The 18,239-nt window shown below is 70.8% G+C and carries 18 protein-coding genes; 13 read left to right on the forward strand and 5 right to left on the reverse strand.

Going from position 1 to position 18,239, the window contains the following annotated elements; all coding sequences use genetic code 11:
• The first annotated feature begins 13 nt into the window (after positions 1-13).
• From JS531_RS02030 to JS531_RS02040, 3 genes are all read left to right on the forward strand, one after another.
• Entirely contained in the window at positions 14-2,305 is a 2,292-nt protein-coding gene (locus JS531_RS02030) for a hypothetical protein (RefSeq protein ID WP_214311921.1), read from the forward strand.
• A complete protein-coding gene (locus tag JS531_RS02035) occupies positions 2,298-3,086 on the forward strand; it encodes a hypothetical protein (RefSeq protein WP_214311923.1) in 789 nt (262 codons plus the stop codon). Before JS531_RS02030 ends, JS531_RS02035 begins: the two co-directional genes overlap by 8 nt.
• Before the next feature lie 126 nt (positions 3,087-3,212).
• Entirely contained in the window at positions 3,213-3,686 is a 474-nt protein-coding gene (locus tag JS531_RS02040) for a hypothetical protein (RefSeq protein WP_214311925.1), read from the forward strand.
• 7 nt (positions 3,687-3,693) lie between these two features.
• On the opposite strand, the gene JS531_RS02045 is transcribed toward JS531_RS02040, so the two are convergent.
• From JS531_RS02045 to JS531_RS02060, 4 genes are read right to left on the reverse strand one after another with little or no spacing between them, the layout of a single operon-like run.
• Positions 3,694-4,548, reverse strand: a complete 855-nt coding sequence (locus tag JS531_RS02045; RefSeq protein WP_214311927.1) for a hypothetical protein — start codon at positions 4,546-4,548, stop codon at positions 3,694-3,696.
• Positions 4,545-6,857: an ATP-binding protein gene (locus JS531_RS02050; protein WP_214311929.1), complete on the reverse strand. Its 2,313-nt coding sequence runs from the start codon at positions 6,855-6,857 to the stop codon at positions 4,545-4,547. Before JS531_RS02050 ends, JS531_RS02045 begins: the two co-directional genes overlap by 4 nt.
• A gap of 11 nt (positions 6,858-6,868) precedes the next feature.
• Positions 6,869-7,699 (reverse strand): toxin glutamine deamidase domain-containing protein, encoded by an 831-nt coding sequence (locus tag JS531_RS02055; protein ID WP_214311931.1) that lies wholly within the window; start codon positions 7,697-7,699, stop codon positions 6,869-6,871.
• A 19-nt stretch (positions 7,700-7,718) separates the two neighbouring features.
• Positions 7,719-8,231, reverse strand: coding sequence for a hypothetical protein (locus JS531_RS02060; protein ID WP_214311933.1), 513 nt, complete (start codon positions 8,229-8,231; stop codon positions 7,719-7,721).
• Between the two features lie 255 nt (positions 8,232-8,486).
• On the opposite strand from JS531_RS02060, the gene JS531_RS02065 reads away from it, so the two are divergent.
• The 5 genes from JS531_RS02065 (at position 8,487) to JS531_RS02085 (ending at position 14,135) form a co-directional block, all read left to right on the forward strand.
• Positions 8,487-9,404 (forward strand): hypothetical protein, encoded by a 918-nt coding sequence (locus JS531_RS02065; RefSeq protein WP_214311935.1) that lies wholly within the window; start codon positions 8,487-8,489, stop codon positions 9,402-9,404.
• Between the two features lie 186 nt (positions 9,405-9,590).
• Complete coding sequence (locus tag JS531_RS02070) at positions 9,591-10,826, forward strand: OmpA family protein (protein WP_214311937.1); 1,236 nt, start codon at positions 9,591-9,593, stop codon at positions 10,824-10,826.
• Positions 10,827-10,868: 42 nt separating this feature from the next.
• Positions 10,869-12,176, forward strand: coding sequence for a hypothetical protein (locus JS531_RS02075; protein WP_214311939.1), 1,308 nt, complete (start codon positions 10,869-10,871; stop codon positions 12,174-12,176).
• Positions 12,177-12,188: 12 nt separating this feature from the next.
• Positions 12,189-12,992: a hypothetical protein gene (locus JS531_RS02080; RefSeq protein WP_214311941.1), complete on the forward strand. Its 804-nt coding sequence runs from the start codon at positions 12,189-12,191 to the stop codon at positions 12,990-12,992.
• A gap of 132 nt (positions 12,993-13,124) precedes the next feature.
• Positions 13,125-14,135 (forward strand): aldo/keto reductase, encoded by a 1,011-nt coding sequence (locus JS531_RS02085; protein WP_214311943.1) that lies wholly within the window; start codon positions 13,125-13,127, stop codon positions 14,133-14,135.
• A 128-nt stretch (positions 14,136-14,263) separates the two neighbouring features.
• Here the strand turns inward: JS531_RS02085 and JS531_RS02090 are convergent, their stop codons facing one another.
• Positions 14,264-14,572, reverse strand: a complete 309-nt coding sequence (locus tag JS531_RS02090; RefSeq protein ID WP_214311945.1) for a DUF3039 domain-containing protein — start codon at positions 14,570-14,572, stop codon at positions 14,264-14,266.
• A 104-nt stretch (positions 14,573-14,676) separates the two neighbouring features.
• On the opposite strand from JS531_RS02090, the gene coaD reads away from it, so the two are divergent.
• From coaD to rnc, 5 genes are all read left to right on the forward strand, one after another.
• The gene (gene coaD, locus JS531_RS02095) at positions 14,677-15,201 is read left to right on the forward strand and encodes a pantetheine-phosphate adenylyltransferase (RefSeq protein WP_214311954.1); all 525 of its coding nucleotides are present in this window, start codon (positions 14,677-14,679) and stop codon (positions 15,199-15,201) included.
• A complete protein-coding gene (locus JS531_RS02100; protein WP_214311956.1) occupies positions 15,198-16,094 on the forward strand; it encodes a cell division protein in 897 nt (298 codons plus the stop codon). The genes coaD and JS531_RS02100 overlap by 4 nt, the downstream gene beginning before the upstream one ends.
• 56 nt (positions 16,095-16,150) lie before the next feature.
• Positions 16,151-16,783 (forward strand): DUF177 domain-containing protein, encoded by a 633-nt coding sequence (locus JS531_RS02105; protein WP_214311958.1) that lies wholly within the window; start codon positions 16,151-16,153, stop codon positions 16,781-16,783.
• Positions 16,784-16,943: 160 nt separating this feature from the next.
• Complete coding sequence (gene rpmF, locus JS531_RS02110; protein ID WP_214311960.1) at positions 16,944-17,138, forward strand: 50S ribosomal protein L32; 195 nt, start codon at positions 16,944-16,946, stop codon at positions 17,136-17,138.
• An 81-nt stretch (positions 17,139-17,219) separates the two neighbouring features.
• Positions 17,220-17,987, forward strand: coding sequence for a ribonuclease III (gene rnc, locus JS531_RS02115; protein WP_214311961.1), 768 nt, complete (start codon positions 17,220-17,222; stop codon positions 17,985-17,987).
• The last annotated feature ends 252 nt before the right edge of the window (positions 17,988-18,239 follow it).

Below are 18,239 nucleotides of genomic sequence, written 5' to 3' on the forward strand. Positions count from 1 at the left end.
AACGGAGGACGCCATGATTCCCTCTGCCGCGGTCGATGACGACGTTCCGGGGACGACGTCGGGGAAGGCGCCGGCCCCCGGGGCCGACTACCGTGACCTGCCCGAATTCGGCACGCTGCCCAAAGCCGCCCGGAAGTTCATCGACGACGTGAAGGTCGAGCTGGTGGACAACGTGATGTCACGGCACGGCACGATCTTCGCCTACGCGTGCCTGCTGAAGGACCAGGACGGCACGGTCGAACGCCCCATGCCGGTCAAGGAGTCGGGATTCTCCATCGAACGGTACCTGCGGTCCGATCAGCGGACCGAACCCGACAGGTACGCGGCCGAACAGGCGCTCATCAACGGCGCGAAGGCCGAACTGGCCTCCCTGCACAACGCGTGGGCGCGTCGGTGGTGCCTCGCATTCCGGAACGGAAGCGCGGCGAAGCGGGACGGGACGTATGGCGACCATCTCGAAGTCGCATGCCGTCTCGCCGAGCAATGGTATGGCGGCATCGCCGAATCCGTGGCGGACGAGGCGTCCCCGGATCCGGAGGCCGTCGGCAGGCTGCTCCACGACGTGGGATTCCGCGTGCGGCGGTCCAGGAACCGTGCGGGCAGGCCCGCGGCCGGCGGCCGCCCGGGACGGGCGTGGGACGATCTGCCGGCGCAGGACAGGGACCGGTACGTCGAACGGGCCGCGGCGAACCTGGGCATCGCCCGGAGGACATGGATCGACGCGATCGGCGTGAAACGCTTCAGGGCGACGTTCATGCCATGGCGGAAGGGGACCGCGGACTTCGCCGTCAGGGACACCCCCAGGGCCCGCGCGGACGTGGAGGTGTGGATGACGGTCTACGCCGTCCTGCTGGCCGTCCTGCTGCACGACGGACGGGACGGGGCGACGACCTGGGCGGCCGACGCCCTGGGGCCGGCCAGAGGCGTATGCCGCGGCATGGACGCCTGGCGGCGCGGCGGCGGTATGGACGACGGGAGAGGCGCCGACCGGGAAGCCGTCGACGCCGAGGCCGCGTCGCTGATCCGGTCGGTCGCGCTCCAATGGGTCCGCGTCTGCGCCAACCGCGCCTGCGCCGTCGTGCACGACGCCACGCGGCGTCCGGCCGACGGCTCCGACGTCGACGTCATGGCCGTCATCGTCATGGCCGTCACGCCATCATCCGCGAAGGACCCGAAGACCGGCGCGACGGCGGCCGTGCGGCCGCCCGCCGCCGGGAACGCGCCCACGCTGTCCGACACGATCCGCAGCCAGGCCGTCGGATACGTGCTGGCCGTCAGAGACCCCATCGTCAGGGCCGAACCTTCGTCGTGCTACGTCAATCTGGCGCGCCAATGGCTGCACCGCGCCGGATACCGGCAGCGCAGGCAGGTCGTCCTCCGGGACCGGCACGGCCACGTCGTGCGCGAGGGGCAGGACGACGTCACCCGCGAGATCCGGGTGTGGTACGAGGCTCCCCAGAGCAGCACGGCGCCGTCGGACGACGGCGGGGACAGCGGCACGGACCTGTTCGAGTCGATGCCGGACGCCTCCACGTCCGTCAACCCCGTCGACGCCGGACACGTCGGATCCATGGCGTTTTCGCTGCTGTCCTGGCTGGAACGGGAGCGGAACGAAAGCCGCGCGACCCACGACCATTGCGTGCCGTTCCGCGTCCGGAGCGGCTGGGCCGACGCCGTGCAGGCCGCGTACGACACGGGCGGGGCCGCCGCCGACCGCGGGGCCATGGTCCAGGGCGAGGAGCTGCTGCGGCGCGTCATGTACATGATCGGCGCGCTCGGACGCAACAGCTTCGCCTCCGCGGACGCCATCGAGGCCGCCGTCCGCCGACTGGACGAGGCCTACGGCAAGGCCCGCATCGCCAAGGACAGCATCCAGTTGGCGAGGTACTCCATCCAGGCCGCGTCCAGGCGGGGCGGGGACCCGGACGACCTGAACTACCGGATCGACGTCGGCAGGTGGTGGGACACGGTCGTCTCGGCGCGCAACGGCGTCGTCGGACGCAGGAAGAAGAACTACCTGATCGAGAACCTCGACACGGTCCGCGCCGATCTGGAGACCGCGGGCGTGACGGGGGACGACCTGTCCGCGCTGCACACGGCGGAGCACGTCATCGCCGGCATCCAAGGCGACCGCATGCCGCCGCTGTGCGTGGACGAGCCGGACTGTCCCGGCGTGGACGTCTCCCCGATATGGCGGTCCGGAACCGCCGGACATGGACAGGGACGTCCCACGGGACGACCGGGCGGCGTCCCCCGCGGCGGGACGTTGGAAGGCGACGGCGAAAGGAGCGTCCGACATGGATGACGACATGACCGGCAAGGCCGATGGCGCGACCCCCATGGACGAGCGGCCGGAAGACCTGCTGTCCGACCCGTCGTTCCGCGAGGCGGCTCGGGAGATCTGGCACGGACGGGTGGGACCGGAGGTCTCCGCATGGACCATCAGCCAGGGGGCGACCGGCGGGTTCGGCGAGGACCTGGCACGCGTCGTGCTGGCCGACGGGGCGCTCGTCAGCCAGGTGAACGGCATCTGGGAGTCGCTGCAGACGGCCACCGGCGCGGCGAATCGGACCGGGCTCGACGCGCTGCCCGTCGGATTCCGGCGCGCCATCCGGCAGGAGGAACGCGACGGCCTGCCGAAGCTCAACCTGGACATCGCGCACGCCGCCGGACGCTGCTGGACCGACGCCGACTGGGACGCGGACCTGTTCAGCCTCGAACTGGAGGCGTGCGCGTTCGACGGGACGACGCTCGCCGCGGTCGGCGTGCGCGGCGACGACGGACCCGCGTCCGCCGGAACGGTGACGGGACGGGCGGAGCGGACGGAACCCTGGGAGGTGCAGTTCCACGCCGACCATCTGACGGTGCTCGCCCGCCGCCACGACACGAACCCGCATGCGATCGTCGTCCGGCTGGAATCGGACGCCGACCTGCGGACCTACCGGATTACCCTCCACTGGCCCGACGGCACGTCGAGCACGCTGGAACCCGTCACGGCGGGGGCCGCCACACGCCCCATCCGATTCGGCAGGGTGGCGTCCCCCGGCGGCGCGCTGCCGGTGCGCATCAGCGTGGCGGCGCGCTGACGCGCATCATGACGGGCGATCCCCCACCGGGCCGTCCGACCGGCCGGACCATCGGACCGTCCCAGACCATCAGAACCAAACGAAACGACGAGACCGCGGCGCACGCCGCGGGGAAACGAGAGCACCATGAACATAGGCGTGACCGGCCACCAGCGCATCCCCGACGAGGCGCGGGCCTACGTGGAACGCGGACTCGACGAGTTCCTGCGCGGATACGACGGGGCGGACGTCACCGGATTGAGCTCGATGGCCTACGGGGCCGACCAGCTGTTCGCCGACGCCATGCTCCGCGCGGGACACCCGGTCACGGCCATCATCCCCTGCCGCGGCTACCGCGCCACGTTCACGGGGGAGGGGCTCGCCGCCTACGACCGGCTCATGGAACAGGTGCGCACCGCGGTGACCCTGGACTTCCCCGAGCCGGGCGAGGACGCGTACCTCGCCGCCGGCAAACGCGTGGTGGACGAATCCGACATCCTCGTGGCGTTCTGGGACGGACTGCCGGCCGCCGGCAAAGGCGGGACCGGGGACGCCGTGGCCTACGCCAAGGCGCGACGCAAGCGCGTCGTCGTGATCTGGCCGGAAGGCGTGCGGCACTGAGCCTGCGTCACCGCCGCCGGCCGAACCCAAGCCATGCCGCCAGCCGGCCGGCCGGGGACGGGGACACCGGTTCGGGCAGTTCCAGCGTCCCATCGACGGATGCCGCGACGTAGAGGATCGCCGCCGTCGCCGCGCACCATGCGCCGGCCACGCCGTCCGCGCGCCACAGCATGACGGCGACGCACGAGGTGACGGCGCAGACGACGACGGCGGACAGGCCGAGATGGGCCGCGAAGGCGAAGGACCGCTCCACAATCGCGTAGGCGAGATGCCGCAGCAGCTCGAGGCCGGCGTACAGTACGCACGCCGCCAACGCGCACCACGCCGCGGCCGCCACCGGAGCATCGTGGGATTCCAACGCCGCCAGCGCGCCGAGCGCCTGCAACCCCACCGAGAACACCAAGGTGACGGCCGCATGCCACAGGCATCGCGCCGATCGGGCGGCGCTTCGGCGCATCGGGGCGTCCCTGTCCGGACGTCCGTCGCCGCGACGGAACCCGCGGGGCGGCCATGTGGCCTGCGCGACGAACATCGCCAGCAGCAGCATGCCCGGCAGCGCACCGGTGAACGGGACGGCGTCGGGCATGCCGCAACGGACGGGCGCCAGCCACGGCCGCAGCAGGTCGGCGCCGGCGAGCATGCCGTAGGCGTCGGCGCGCGTCAGCCGGTCGGGGTCCGGGCCGTACGCCCGCACGTCGTCCGCGAGCGTGAGGCACCGGTAGCCGACCGCCTCCACGGCGAAGCATACGAACGCCCATGCGGCGACCCGGCGCAGGGTCGCCCACGCCCGCACCGGCGCGCTCATGAGCAGCAGACCGATGCGGGTGGCCACCCGGAGCGGCGGCTCGGGCACGGGCGTCATGGCCGCGCCTCCCCGTCATCGCGTGGCCGGCCGCCCGGCGCGGGTGCCGCGACGACCGACACGACCTGCGGCGACGGCTCGAACCGCGAGGACATCATGCAGGTGCCCGGCGCGAGCTCCGACAGCGCCTGCGACGATGGTTCCGGCAGGCCGATCATGTCCGCCATGAGCGTGCGGTCGGCCGTCTCCGTGAGGCGGTGCGCGATCTTGAACCCGGTGTTGCGCGCGGCGTCGCGGGCGATGCGCGACGGGCTCTGGTCGACCACGATCATCGACTCGCCGAACCCGCGGATCTCCGCCATCATCGTGGACAGCATGCGCGACGCGCTGCGCCGCGACGACCCCTTCTCCGGGTCGTCGTCCAGGGCGTCGTCCACCGGGGGCATCACGCGATGCGCCTCCTCCAGCACGAACAGATGCCGTACGTCGTCGGATGGGCCGGACCGTCGCGCATGCCACCATACGGCCTGCGCGAGCAGCAGCATCAGGAACGACCTGGTCTCCTCGTCCGGAACGTCGTCCAGACAGACCACGGTGGGACGGTCGAAGAGCCCGACGACCATCGACGAGTCGCGCCAGCAGAAGAACGGCGCCATGTCGCGGTCGAGCAGCGTGTCGAGCCGCAGGCAGAGGGCCGCGCGGATGTTCGACTCGACCTCGGGGCAGTAGCCCAGACCGTGTACGAAACCGTCGGCCATGGCACGCACGTCGAACAGCGACGGCGTCCCGCCGGTGCCGTCCCCGTACCGTTCGGCGACGGCGCGGAACAGCCGCGTGAGCACGAGTGGTGTGGGGGAGGGAAGGGCGAACGCGCCGCGGAGCGCCTCCGCCACCCGCATGAGGTGGTCGGTCATACGCGTCCCCGGCCACGGCTCCATCAGGTTCATGCGCAGCTGCCGGCCGTGCACCACGTGCAGGCCGCCGTCGAACCGGTCGGCGATGGGTGTGTAGTCGTCCTTCAGCGGGTCGACGAGCAGGAAGGGGATGCCGTGCTGGTTCCATGCCTCGGCGAGCAGACGGCGGATCGTGGTGGATTTGCCGGAGCCGGCGCTGCCGCAGATCAGACCATGCCCGGCCAGATCGTGGACCGGCAGGCCCGCGCGCAGCGACGTGCCCCGGAAGACGCCGAGGTCGACGACGTCGCGGCCGGCGGGGCGGCGTCGGGACGCCGGCTGCGGCATGCGCACCGCCAATCCGGGCATGCCGTAGGCGGGCGGGGCCAGCAGGGCGCCGATCTCACGGGAGGTCAGCAGGCTTGCGAAGGCCGGAGGCGGGGATGCGGCCGTGGCGGCCGGGCCGGTGGCATCCGGCTCCGCGGCGTCCGGGACCACGGGCGCCGAGAACGTCTCGTACGCGGTGCCGTCCGTGGCCGTGACCGCGCCCTCGAGGGCGGAGACCACGTGCATGACCGCATCCCCGTCGTCGGCCATCACGACGGCGCGCACCGACCACATGCCGCACGCGCCCGCCTCGTTCATCCAGCGTTGGTAGGCGAGGGTCCAATCGTGGACCCGCCGCCACGGGTCGGACGTCACCGTGGCGGTGACGGTGCCGCCGGTCTGGACGGTGCGGGTCATCCGACAGGCCGCGGCGTCGCCGATCGCGCCGAGCTCCCAGGACAGGCGCGAACGCATGCCGTCCCACGCCGGCGTGCAGCACAACGCCAGCGTCCAATCGCCTGACGACGTCTGCAGCCGTTCGAGCAGCGGGAATCCCGGGGCGGCGTCGCCCCGGACGCCCGGCATCCCCTCCGCGGCCTCTCGGACGGCGCCGCCGGGCTCCTGCATGCGGAACATGAGGCTCCTGGCATGACGGGGGCGCCGCGGCAGCGCCTCGTCCCGTCCGACGCGGCGGAGCGCGGCCGTCGGCGCGAGCGTCATGCGGGCCTTGCCGATGCGGTCCTCGGCGGCGTATCCGCCGAGCATGAGACGCAGGCCGTCGTCGCGCCTGCGAATGACGATGTCGAGTTCGCCGTCCGCGCCGTTCCACGCGCGCAGCAGCCGTTCGATCATGTTCGGACGTCCCGGCGTCGCGCGTTCGATCTCGTCGACGGCCGTCCACAGGACGCCGCCGATCGGGACGGGGCGTGTGCCGGAGGGCGCGAACCCGCCGTAGCGCAGCGCGTCGAGGGTCTCCAGGCCGTGCCTCGCGTCGGATTCGCCGGCCGCGTCCCACATGGCCGTCGCGTCCCGCGCGGCCCGGCCGAGCGCGGCCATGGCGGCGGGGAACAGCGGATCCTCGATCCGGACGCCGGTGGGTCCGGGCCCGGTGGGGCCGGTGTGTCCGTTGGGTGCGGTGCCGTCGGTCATGATGGCTCCTTTCAGCCGATGATGGTCCGTGTCGTGTCGATGCGTCCGCCGGCCGCGTCCCAGGCCATCGCGTATTGGGCGACGACGTCCTCGCCCTCCAGCCAGGGCGCGATCGCGTCCGGGGAGTAGACGAACACCTCGTGGGTCTGGGCGTCCGCCACGAGGATGCGCCCCTCGTGGTTGACCACGTTGTAGGCGTGGCCGCTGATATGCCCTTCGGCATCGGCCCAGTGGGAGGAGACGATGGCGCTCGCGCCGGGGCCGGCCTCGTCGAGCCGGCGGTACAGGGTGCGTGCGTCGGTGGGCGCGTACGACTCATGCGCCCACTGTTCGGTGACGTCGAGCCGTTCGCCCGATGCGAGCGTGACGGGATGCTCCGGATCGGACGTGGCTTCGGGAACGAGCAGACGCCCCGCCGCCTCCACGCCGTAGCCGCGCCATGCGGCCTCGAACGCGCGGGCGCAGTCGGCGCAGTTCGTCTCGTAGGCGGATTCCAGCCCGAACCGCGGGTTGATGCCGTCCACCAGCGCGTGCGGGTCGCGGAACCGTTCCATCGGACCGGTCGGCGTCTCGGCGGGTTCGCGGTAGCCCTCCCTGCCTTCGGTGAAGATGCGGGGCTCCTCGGCGCCGTGCAGCCGCGTCTCCTTCGGGTCGACGGAGATGATCTGGTTGCGGTGGGTCTCCGCCGTGCCATGATTCCACGCCGTCTCGCCGGTGGTTCGTCCCCATCCGGTCTCGCCGGTGGTATGCCCCCACCCGGTCTCGCCCATGCCGCCGCGCGTCTCGCCTCCGGCATGTCCGAAGCCCGCGTGTTCGATGCCGCCGTGCCGCCATGCTCCCATCGTCGTCTCCTCGCGATGCTCAGTGGTTCTCGCGTCCGAACAGGAGCACCCGGACGCGCACGCGGTCGAGGTCGTCGCGGGAGACCATGGACCAGGTGACCGCCACGTGGGGTTCGGCCGGCAGTTTCGGGCCCGCGGACAGCGCGCCGACCTGCCTGAAGTCCATCGACAGCGGCATATCGACGCGGAAGTACGCCTCGCAGGCGGTGGACGGCAGCTCTCCCGCGACGGCGTCCGTCAGGGCGCGCTCGCCCAAGGTGTCGATGGCCTCCTGGTCGTCCGGCGCCGCCGTGACGTCGCCGTACCAGACGTAGTCGGCGGCATGCGCGGACGACGCCAGGGCCTCGGCCTCCGCCCGGTTGGTGGGAAGCGGCGAGGCGGCGTCCTCGAACAGATCGGCGAAGAGCCCAGCCATCCGTGCGAGCTTCAGCGACATGCGCTTTGCGCACAGGTCGCGTCGGATATCGTGTTCCGTCGCGGCGTACTCGGTTGCGGTCCGGTCGATGCGCTCGTCGTGTTCGATGTCGGTCATGATGTCCTCCTGTCGGTTGTCATGGGGCCGTGTCGCCCCGTACGCGTTATGGAAGGCGCATCCCGACGGTTTCGCAAAGGATTTTTTCCCGGCGTGTCGCGTGGGCCCGTCATCGACGACCGTCATCGACGGCCGCGGGCCTTCCCGGTTTTCCCCCTGATTCCGCGACGGATGGGCCTATGGAGGATGACGGTTCCGGACGGGCCGTCGCAAGGAACACGATTTCGACATCCGACGCCGAAAGGGGCGGACATCATGGGAACGATACGCAAGATGCAGTTGATGAAGCTCTCCGCGGAGCACGCGTTCATGCCGGAGGCGGCACGCACCGTGCAGCGGGCCATCGTCATCAGGGCGGGAGGACGCCCCAGACCGTCGCGCGACTGGTGGGCCGCGCTGTTCGACCGCGGCACGATGGCCGCACGCTACCGTGCGGACCCTCATCTTCCGGACGAGGGATATCTCCACGTGCTCATCGAAGGGTATCTGGGCGCGATCGCCATGGAACGGCAGGACACGCTCCTCCTGCAGGAGGTGCTGCGCTGCCGCGCCCTGGAGCTCATCGAGGAATACCGCGGACTGCAGGAGGGATTGCCCGCGTTGTTGCGCTCCCGGGAGCAGGCCCGCGAGGCCGTCGCGCGGACGGACGGCGACGGGGAGCCCGCGACGGCGGCGGAACGTTACGAATCGCCGGACGACGTCGCACGCCGTCGTCGGCGGGAACGCGAACGCGCGTTGCGCGACGGCGAGTCGATGGTGGCCGCCGCGCGTCGGCGCTTCGCCGCCCTGAGAGGCGAGTACGTCACGCTCAGGGACACGTTCTGGTTCCACCAGGGCGCGTTCCTGACCCGTGCCGTGGTGGTGCGCTCGTACTACATGATCCGCATGGACGATTTCGTCCGCCGCACGCTGCGCCGGTGCCTGCGCGAGGGGGAGCCGCCGGTCCTGCCTGACTTCCCCTGCGGATTCGAGGAGCCGGAGCCGTTCCCGGTCCTGCCCGACATGGTGCCGGGCGAACGGCCCGGTGCGGACGAAGGCGTCCCCGGGACGGATGCGGCCGATGGGCCCAACGGGTCCGACGGGTCCGACGACGCCGGCGGGCCGGACGGACAGGCATCCTCCCGGGAGGAGGCCATGCGCCGCGGGGCCGAGGCCGCCGCCGCGGCCCTGTGACGCCGCGGCCCCGTCCGCCGGCGCCGTGCGCGACACGCCCGGGAGTGGGCGGGAACCCGCCTCCCCGGTTTTCCCGTATACGCCGGGCGGATGCGCCTTCATGGGGCAACGGGCCGCGGCAACGGCCCGCAGCCGGGACACGCACGCCGGGATGTGCGGGTCCCGGCCAAGGAAAGGAGCACCATCATGTTCACCAGCAACCAGTACGGACCGCATGCGGCCGGGACCGCGCTCGCCATGCTGTGCGCGGCCGCGCTGCTCGTCCCGCTCGCGGGATGCGGCACGACCACGGCCGACGCCGATGAGGGATCACGGTATTCGGCGGTGGCCATCGTGGCCGCGGACACCATCACGAATCCGGCGCCGCGGCTCACGGACGGGGAGGAGCGCACGGTGAAGGACGTCATGCTCTCCGCCGGAACCGACGCCGTGATGCTCGTGTCCGCCGGCGGCGAGCCCGCGGTGGTCCACCCGGATTTCGTCGAATTCGACCCGTCCGAAGGCAACCCGACCGGCAACAACGTGCGCGCGAAGTCCAACATGCTCGAACTCGGCGACGCCATGGCGTCCATGCACGCGAAGACCGCCGAGCAGAACACCTTCGAAGCCGTCGCGATGGCGGCCGATTTCCTCCGCGCGCGTGCCGACGGCACCCGGCCCGGCCTGCTGCTGATCCACTCCAACGGCATGGACTCGGTGGGGCAGATGGACATGACGAAATGGCTTGCGACCGGCGACCCCGACGAGGTCGCCATGGCGGTCGGCAAGGCCAATCCGGGGCTCTCCCTCGACGGCGTGGCCGTGCGCATGACCGGCACCGGCTACGTCGCCGATGACGCGCCGTCCGGGCAGCACCGGCCGACGGCCGCGGTCCGCACCCTCCTCGAACAGGTGTGGACACGGACCCTGCAGGCGTTCAAACCCTCGGACGTCGCCATGGATCGGACGCCGCTCTCCGGCGGCCACGCCAAGGGCGCCACGGAACAGGTCACGCCGGTCGCGCTGCCCTCCGCCACGGTGACCTGCGACGAGCAGCGGGTGGACTACACCCTGCCGTCGGCGCTCCTGTTCGAACCGGACTCGGCCACGCCGACGGCCGCGGCCAAGGACGAACTCGCCGAACCCGCCCGCATCCTGACGGACGCGCCGGACGCCACGGCCACCATCGTCGGACACGTCTACGCCAGTCCCGGCGATACGGAGGAGCAATACCAGAGCATGTCCCAGGCGCGCGCCCAGGCCATCGCGGACCTGCTGGTCCGGGACTACGGCGTCGACGCCTCCCGCACCATCGTGCGCGGCGTCGGGGCGAGCCAGCCGGCGAACGCGGACGACCCGTCCGCCCCGTCCAATCCCGAAGCGGACCGCCGCGTCGAACTCTCGATCAGCGGTGCCGGGAACGTCTCCTGCACGATCGGCTGACGCCCATATCCCATATCCGGACATCGCAAGGAAGGAACCATCATGACCATGCCGCACCGTGACACGCTCCCCACGCTCCCCGCATTCGTCGAGGACGCCGCGCTCGACGACGTCGAGACGAAGGCCATGGGCCGGCTGCAGGGGCTTATCGACGCGCACGCGCTGGATTCGGCGCACGGCGACATCATGGACGACTACGTCGCGAACCTCGCCGCGCCGGTCTACCAACGCGCCGAACGCGCCTACCACGACGGTCTGCGCATCCTCGACCGGAGCGAAGGCGATCTCGTCGGACGGCTGTCCCGCTCACGGTCCGCCGCCGACGCCGCCGCGGACGCCTCCGCCGACCTGTCGGCCCAATACGCGGCCGTCTACGAGGAATGTCTCGCCCTGCGACGCGCGCACGGCGGCGTCGACTGGCGCACGCGCCTCGGCTGGTGGCGTGCGCGCGGATGGGAGAAGGCAGGTGACGACCGTCACGACACCGCCGTCGCCGCCGCGGACCCCGCCAGCGACGTCACGGCGGCCGCGGCCGCCGCGGCCGGCGACGGGGACGACGCCGGGGCGCGCGACAGGCGGAACCCCACCGAACCCTGCGCACGTCCCTGGCCCCTGCTGCTCTTCCTGGCATGCGGCCTGCTCGCGGAACTGGCGGACCCCATCATGAGCGCCTCCCTCTTCGACGCGCTGCTCAACATGCCCGGCACCACGCCGTTCGGGGTGAGCCCGGTCTCCTGCGTCATCGTGGGCAGCGTCGTCGCCGGCACGATCGGCATCCCCCTGGCGGTTGGCTGGCATGCGGCGCGCCGTCGGCCCGGGAACCGGGACGCGCCGTCCCCGGTCCATCTCGGTCTCGCGGTCTTCTGGGGGCTGCTCGGCGCGTCCATGGCCCTCCTGCGCATCTTCGAAGCGCAGATAGAAGGGGTCAGGGCGAACTACGCCTCCAGCGTGCCGTTCGGCCTGTTCATGCTCGTCGTGTACGTGCTCGCGGGACTCGACCTGTTCGCCACCTCGCACGCCTACTTCAGCGGCACATACCACCGCATGCGCGGCATCCAGCGGGCCGCCGTCCGCGCGGAGCGACGGCGGGCGGCGCGCCTGGCTGAAACCGAGCGTCTCGTCAGGGACATGACGGCGCTGGACGACATGCGCGGACGGTTCACCAGGGAACGCGACCGGCAGTTCGAGGTCCTGCACGAACGCGAGGACGCCATCAAACGGCTGATCCGTCTCCAGCTCGCGCAGGCGCTCGCCGACCCGGCCCAGAGCGCGTTGGTCCGCACGCCGTTGCGGCCGACGCGGCCGGTGCGGACGCCGTCGGACGAACGGCATGTGGCGAAAGCCGCGTAGGAAGGGGACGCCATGAGTGGATTCGATGTCACCGAACGTCTCCGCCCGGCCGGGGATCCGGCGGGCGCGGCCCCGGCGCAGGCCGATTGCGCCCCCTATCCGTTCGGCTGCGGCGGCGTCGGCACGGTCGTCGACGGGACGTGCCGCCGGTGCGGCGCCCCTCAGACGGTGGTCCCGTCGTCCGGGACGCCCGGGCCGGGGCCGACCGAGGCCCGTCCGTCTGCCGTCCGCAGTCCCCAGGCCGTCCCCGCCGATGCGGAGGGAAGGCCGGACGACGGCACGGTCGAGGGCGTGGTGTGCGCCCCTCCCGAACGACGCGAGGGCGCCGCCGCGTTCGGCGCCGTCGACGTCGCCCTGCACGTGTGCCATCTGCTGCTGATGCTGCCGGTGCGCCTCGCGCTGTTCATTCTGCTGCTGATACCGCGGTCCCTGCGCGTGCTCGCGCCGGCGGCCTTCCGGTTCGGTTCCGCGAACGGGATGGGCCTCGGCCTGTTCACCTCGTCGGTGGGCGGTTCGGCGGTGCCGGAGACCCTGGTGCGCGTCCGCCTCGCGGATGGCGGCGAATGCGTCATGCTGCTGCGCGGCGCCATCCGCGGAGGCTCGTTCACGCTCGGACATGCGGTGCGGGCGACCGGACGGATGGGACGGGACGGGGTCTTCAGGACGCGCCGCGTCTACGACCGGGTGAACCGGGTGTGGATCCGCGCCGTCACCCCGGGGCCCCTGCTCTGGAACCGGATGGCGATGGTCGGTCTCATCGCGCTGTATCTGGCCATCGCGATGTCGGTCGCCGGCGGGCTCGGCCTGCTCGGATAGGGGCGCCCGGGTCCGCTCCGCCCGCCCCCTCCCGACACGCCGGAGGGCATGCCACGGCCGCGAGGTCTACTTGGACCGCGATGATGTTGTCGGAAACAGACATGGACCGTCACGTCACGAAGGAGACCAACGATGCCCGACTTCATCGCCGCATACACACCCGCCGCCACCCGCTATGATTCGATGACCTACAACCGCTGCGGGGCCTCCGGCCTCAAGCTGCCGGCCGTCTCGCTCGGCTTCTGGCACAACTTCGGCGACCTCACGCCGTTCGAGCACATGAAGCAGCTGGTGTTCACCGCGTTCGACAACGGCATCACCCACTTCGACCTCGCCAACAACTACGGTCCCGAATACGGCAAGGCCGAAGCCAACTGCGGCCTGCTGCTCGGCAAGTACTTCAAGGGCCACCGCGACGAGCTCGTCATCTCCACCAAGGCCGGCTACGACATGTGGCCCGGCCCGTACGGTGACCACGGCTCGCGCAAGTACCTCATCGCCTCGCTCGACCAGTCCCTCGAACGCCTCGGCCTCGACTACGTGGACATCTTCTACCACCACCGTCCGGACCCGGAGACCCCGCTCGAGGAGACCATGGGCGCGCTCGCGCAGATCGTGAACTCCGGCAAGGCGCTGTACGTGGGCCTGTCCAACTACGACGGCCCCACCATGGAGCGGGCGGCCGCGATCCTCGACGAACTGCACGTGCCGTTCATCATCAACCAGAACAAGTACAACATCTTCGACCGCACCATCGAACGCAACGGGCTCAAGGACACCGCCAAGCGCCTCGGCAAGGGCATCATCACCTTCTCGCCGCTCGCGCAGGGACTCCTGACCAACCGCTACCTCCACGGCGTGCCGGCCGACAGCCGCATCGCCCTCGACCCGCGCTTCCTCAAGGATTCCGCGCTCACGCCGGAACGTCTCCAGCAGATCCGCGAGCTCAACGACATCGCCATCGCCCGTGGCCAGACGCTCGCCGAGATGAGCCTCGCCTGGCTGCTGCACGACGGCGTCGTCACCTCCGTGCTCGCCGGCGCCTCCAAGCCGCAGCAGATCCTCGACAACATCGGCGCCCTGAAGAACACCACGTTCAGCGCCGAGGAGCTCGCCAGGATCGACGAGATCTCCCAGCGCTGAGCGCGGTTCCGCGGCCTTCGGGGGAGGGGCGCGGAGACGACATGACGCCGTGACGTCCGGCCCGCGGGGACCGGACGTCACGGCGTCATGTCATATGGGCGATATGGGCGGCCGGGCACCGCCGCGCGTCACCAGCCGCGCATCTCGTCGTAGATGCGCTTGCAGTCCGGGCACACCGGGTACTTGGACGGATCGTGCTTTGGCACCCACACCTTGCCGCACAACGCCACCACCGGGCGCCCGGTCATCTGCGATTCGGCGATGCGGTCGCGGGACACGTAGTGCGCGAACCGGTCCGCGTCGCCGTCGTCGGAGCGCTTGGTCTCCTCCTTCGTCTCCGGGCGTTCCAGCACCGCGGTGCCGGTGGCCGCGTCCGGATCGGACAGCGGCGACGACGTGTCCGCATCATCGGACCAACGGTATTCCCTCATGCTCATGGCAACCTCCTTGAAGCGTATGCTGCCCACCATCATAGTGTCGTCGCGTCAACGGGCGGGTATGGCCGGCGCGGAAGGCCGATGACGCGGTAGTCTATGGAGATATGACCAAAGCAGTGTGCCCCGGCTCGTACGACCCCGTGACCGCCGGACATCTCGATGTAATAGAACGCAGCGCGCGCCTCTTCGACGAGGTGCACGTGGTGGTGGCGGTGAACGCCGCGAAGACGCCGATGTTCCCCACCGAAACCCGCGTGGACGTGATCCGCCGCGCCCTCGCCAAGGACGGCTATGAGAACGTCGTCGTCTCCTCCACAGACGGGCTCATCACCGACTACTGCCGCAAGGTGGGCGCCACCGTCATCGTCAAGGGCCTGCGTCAGAACGGCGACTACGAGGCCGAGCTCGGCATGGCGCTCGTCAACCGCAAGATCGGCGAGGTGGAGACCATGTTCCTGCCTGCGGACCCGGTGCTGGAGCACATCTCCAGCTCCATCGTCAAGGACGTGGCCCGCCACGGCGGCGACGTGACCGGCATGGTGCCCGACTGCGTGGTGCCGATGCTGGGCGAGGCGCTGCGTCAGGAGAAGGAACGTCGTGAAACGCGCAGCGGAAGGAGCGCATCATGAACGAGGACAATGAACCGGTGGACGTGACGGAGGGCGGTGCCGCGGCGCCGCAGGACCACGACGCGGCCCCGGAGGCCGCGGCCGAACCGCCCGCGCCGCCGGCCGTCCCGTCGGACGCCGTCGGGGAGCCGCAGTCCCAGCCGGAGACGGAGGCGTACGCGATGCCGCTGTCGCCCATCGCGCACGAGGCGGCGCCGGAACCGCTGTTCCCGGACGCCGCGACGTCGCAGGACCCGCACGCCGAAGGCGACGACGACGGCACGCCGAACGTCCTCAAGTCGCCGTTCCCGCTGCCGGACCTGCGCGCCGACGCCGACGCCGAATCGGACGCGGACGCCAGCCGCGACGAGTTCACCACCGTGTACGACATCATCGACCGGCTCGAAGCCCGTCTCGAGGAGGCGAAAGGCTCCATCTTCTTCCCCGGCACGGTGCGCGTGTACCGCGACGAATTCGCCGGCGACCTCGACGAGCTCAAGCACATGCTGCCCGTCCAGCTCGAACGCGCCTCCGCGCTCATGCGCGAGGCCGAACGCCGGCTGGAAAGCGCGCAGACGCAGTCGAACGCCATCGTCGCCTCCGCGCAGAGCCGCGCCGCCGACCGCATCAAGGAGGCCGAGGAGCAGGCGCAGTTCCTCGCCGGACAGGAGAACGTCACCGCCCTGGCCCGACAGAAGGCGCGGCGCATCCTCGAGGACGCGCAGGCCAAGGCCGACCACCTCACCCAAGGCGCCGACGACTACTCCACCAAGGTGATGGAGACACTGCGCGCCCAGCTCACCAAGATGGGCGGCGACGTGGACGCCGGCCTCAACGTGCTGTACGAGCGCCGCAAGGCCGCCGCACGCGACCTGCCGCACCTCAACGACGACGACTATCCTGAAGCGCAGTGAACCAAGCGGGCGCCCCGAAGGCACCCGGAACGACATCCCAGAAGAAAGGCAGTGACATGCCCCGTCCCGAAGACTCCCAGTGGGCCGTGCCCGTGGCGCAGGTCGCCTCGCGCGCCGGCCAGTCGAAGCTCATCGACGCCGACTATCCCGCGCCCAGCGGCATCGGCGACGCCGTGATCGGCGTCGAGGAGGGCGCGCCCGTCCACGTGAGCGGATCGTTCGACTCCATCGTCGACGGCCTGATCCTCACCGCACGCGTCAGCGCGCCCGTGCACGCCGAATGCACCCGGTGCCTCAACCCCATCAAACGCGACTGGACCGTGAACGTCACCGCGTTCTTCCCCTACGAGTCCGACGACGCACGTGGCCATGACGACGGCAAGGGCGAGGTCGACATCGTGGCCGGCGAAGAGGAGTCCGAGGACACGTACCCGCTGCTCTCCGGCGGCGCGTTCGCCGACCTCGAGGCCCTGCTGCGCGACACGCTCGTCGAGGCGCTGCCGCTGCAGCCCCTGTGCCGCGAGGACTGCAAGGGCCTGTGCCCGCAGTGCGGCGTGGACCTCAACGAGCATCCCGACCACCATCACGAGGTGGTGGACGACCGGTTCGCCATGCTCGCCGGTCTCAAGGCCGAACTCGAATCCCAGGCGGGGGACGCCGGGTCGGCGGATTCCGAGGAACAGGCCTGAGCGGACACCCCACGCGGCGACGGGGACGGTGCTCCGCCACGGACGCGACGCCGACGCCGACGGAACGCCGCCGGCGACACCCGCGTGACAATGTACGGACATTGCGCTAGAGTACTGAACGCTTAAGCTCAAACGTTCGAACGAAACAGAGGATACTGAAATGGCACTGCCTAAGTACAAGACCTCGCGCGCCAACACGCACTCGCGTCGCGCGAACTGGAAGGCGACCCCCGTCGCCACCGTGAGCTGCCCGAACTGCGGCGCTCCGACCCTGGCGCACGTGGCCTGCCCGAGCTGCGGTTCCTACCGCGGCCGCGTCTACCGCGAAGCCATCCGCTCCGCCCACACCAAGTGAGCCGACCGGAAGCTGTAACAACGGCATGAAGAAAGCCCTGCCATCGACGGGTGGCGGGGCTTTCGCATAGAAACAGGAAGCATGAGCACCGAACACACCACCCCCATCACCCGCACCGCCGGCCCCTCCAACGAAGCCACGAACGAACTGCTCGAACGGCTCGGCACCACCATCAGCCCCGAACTGCTCGTCCAGGCGCTCACCCACCGCTCCTTCGCGCATGAGCATCCGGGCGTCAAGCACTACGAACGGCTCGAATTCCTCGGCGATGCGGTGCTCGAACTCGTCGCCACCGAGACCCTGTTCCGCATCCACCCGGACATGACCGAAGGCCAGCTCGCCAAGATGCGCGCCAAGGCCGTGAGCGAGGAGGCGCTGAGCGCCATCGCCCGCACCAAGCTGCACGTCGAACCGTACATCCTGCTCGGCCGCGGCGAGGCCGCGCAGGGCGGCGCCAACAAGAGCTCCATCCTGTGCGACATCGTCGAATCCCTCATCGGCGCCACGTTCGTCGAACATGGCATCGACGGCGCACGCACCGTGGTCCATCGCCTCGTCGACGACACGCTCGCCGAAGTGGCCACCGAAGGCCCCGCGCTCGATTGGAAGACCTCGCTCGAGGTCAAATCGCACCACATGGGCAAGGGCGACCCCGTCTACCACATGGCCGTCTCCGGGCCGGAATACGCGCAGGTGTTCACCGCGCGCGTCACCCTCGGCGACGACGATGCCGTGCTGGGACTCGGCCGTGGCTCGAGCAAGCGCAAGGCGCAGCTCGCCGCCGCCGAAGCCGCATGGCACAAGCTCGACGAAGCGGACGGCGGCAAGCCCGCCGGCGGCAAGGACTGAACGCCGGCGGCGTGGGGACGTCGCACGCGGCGGGCCGCATCGACCATGGCGCGGAAACGTGGCGTTTCCCACGCTTCGGGCGCGTGGGGACGCTTCGTCGTCCACGCGCATAGACTGGTAGGACACGCGTGAAGGCGGCCACAAACCGCCCCGGACACGCAACCGCAGCCGGAAGGCGTCGGCGGAACCAACCGCATTCCGTCGGATCGGCCGCCGACCGGCAGAGAACAGCAGAAGTGAAGTGTGAGAGGA

The organism is Bifidobacterium sp. CP2 (assembly GCF_018555635.1).
In the GTDB taxonomy this organism is placed as follows: Bacteria; Actinomycetota; Actinomycetes; order Actinomycetales; family Bifidobacteriaceae; genus Bifidobacterium; species Bifidobacterium saguinibicoloris.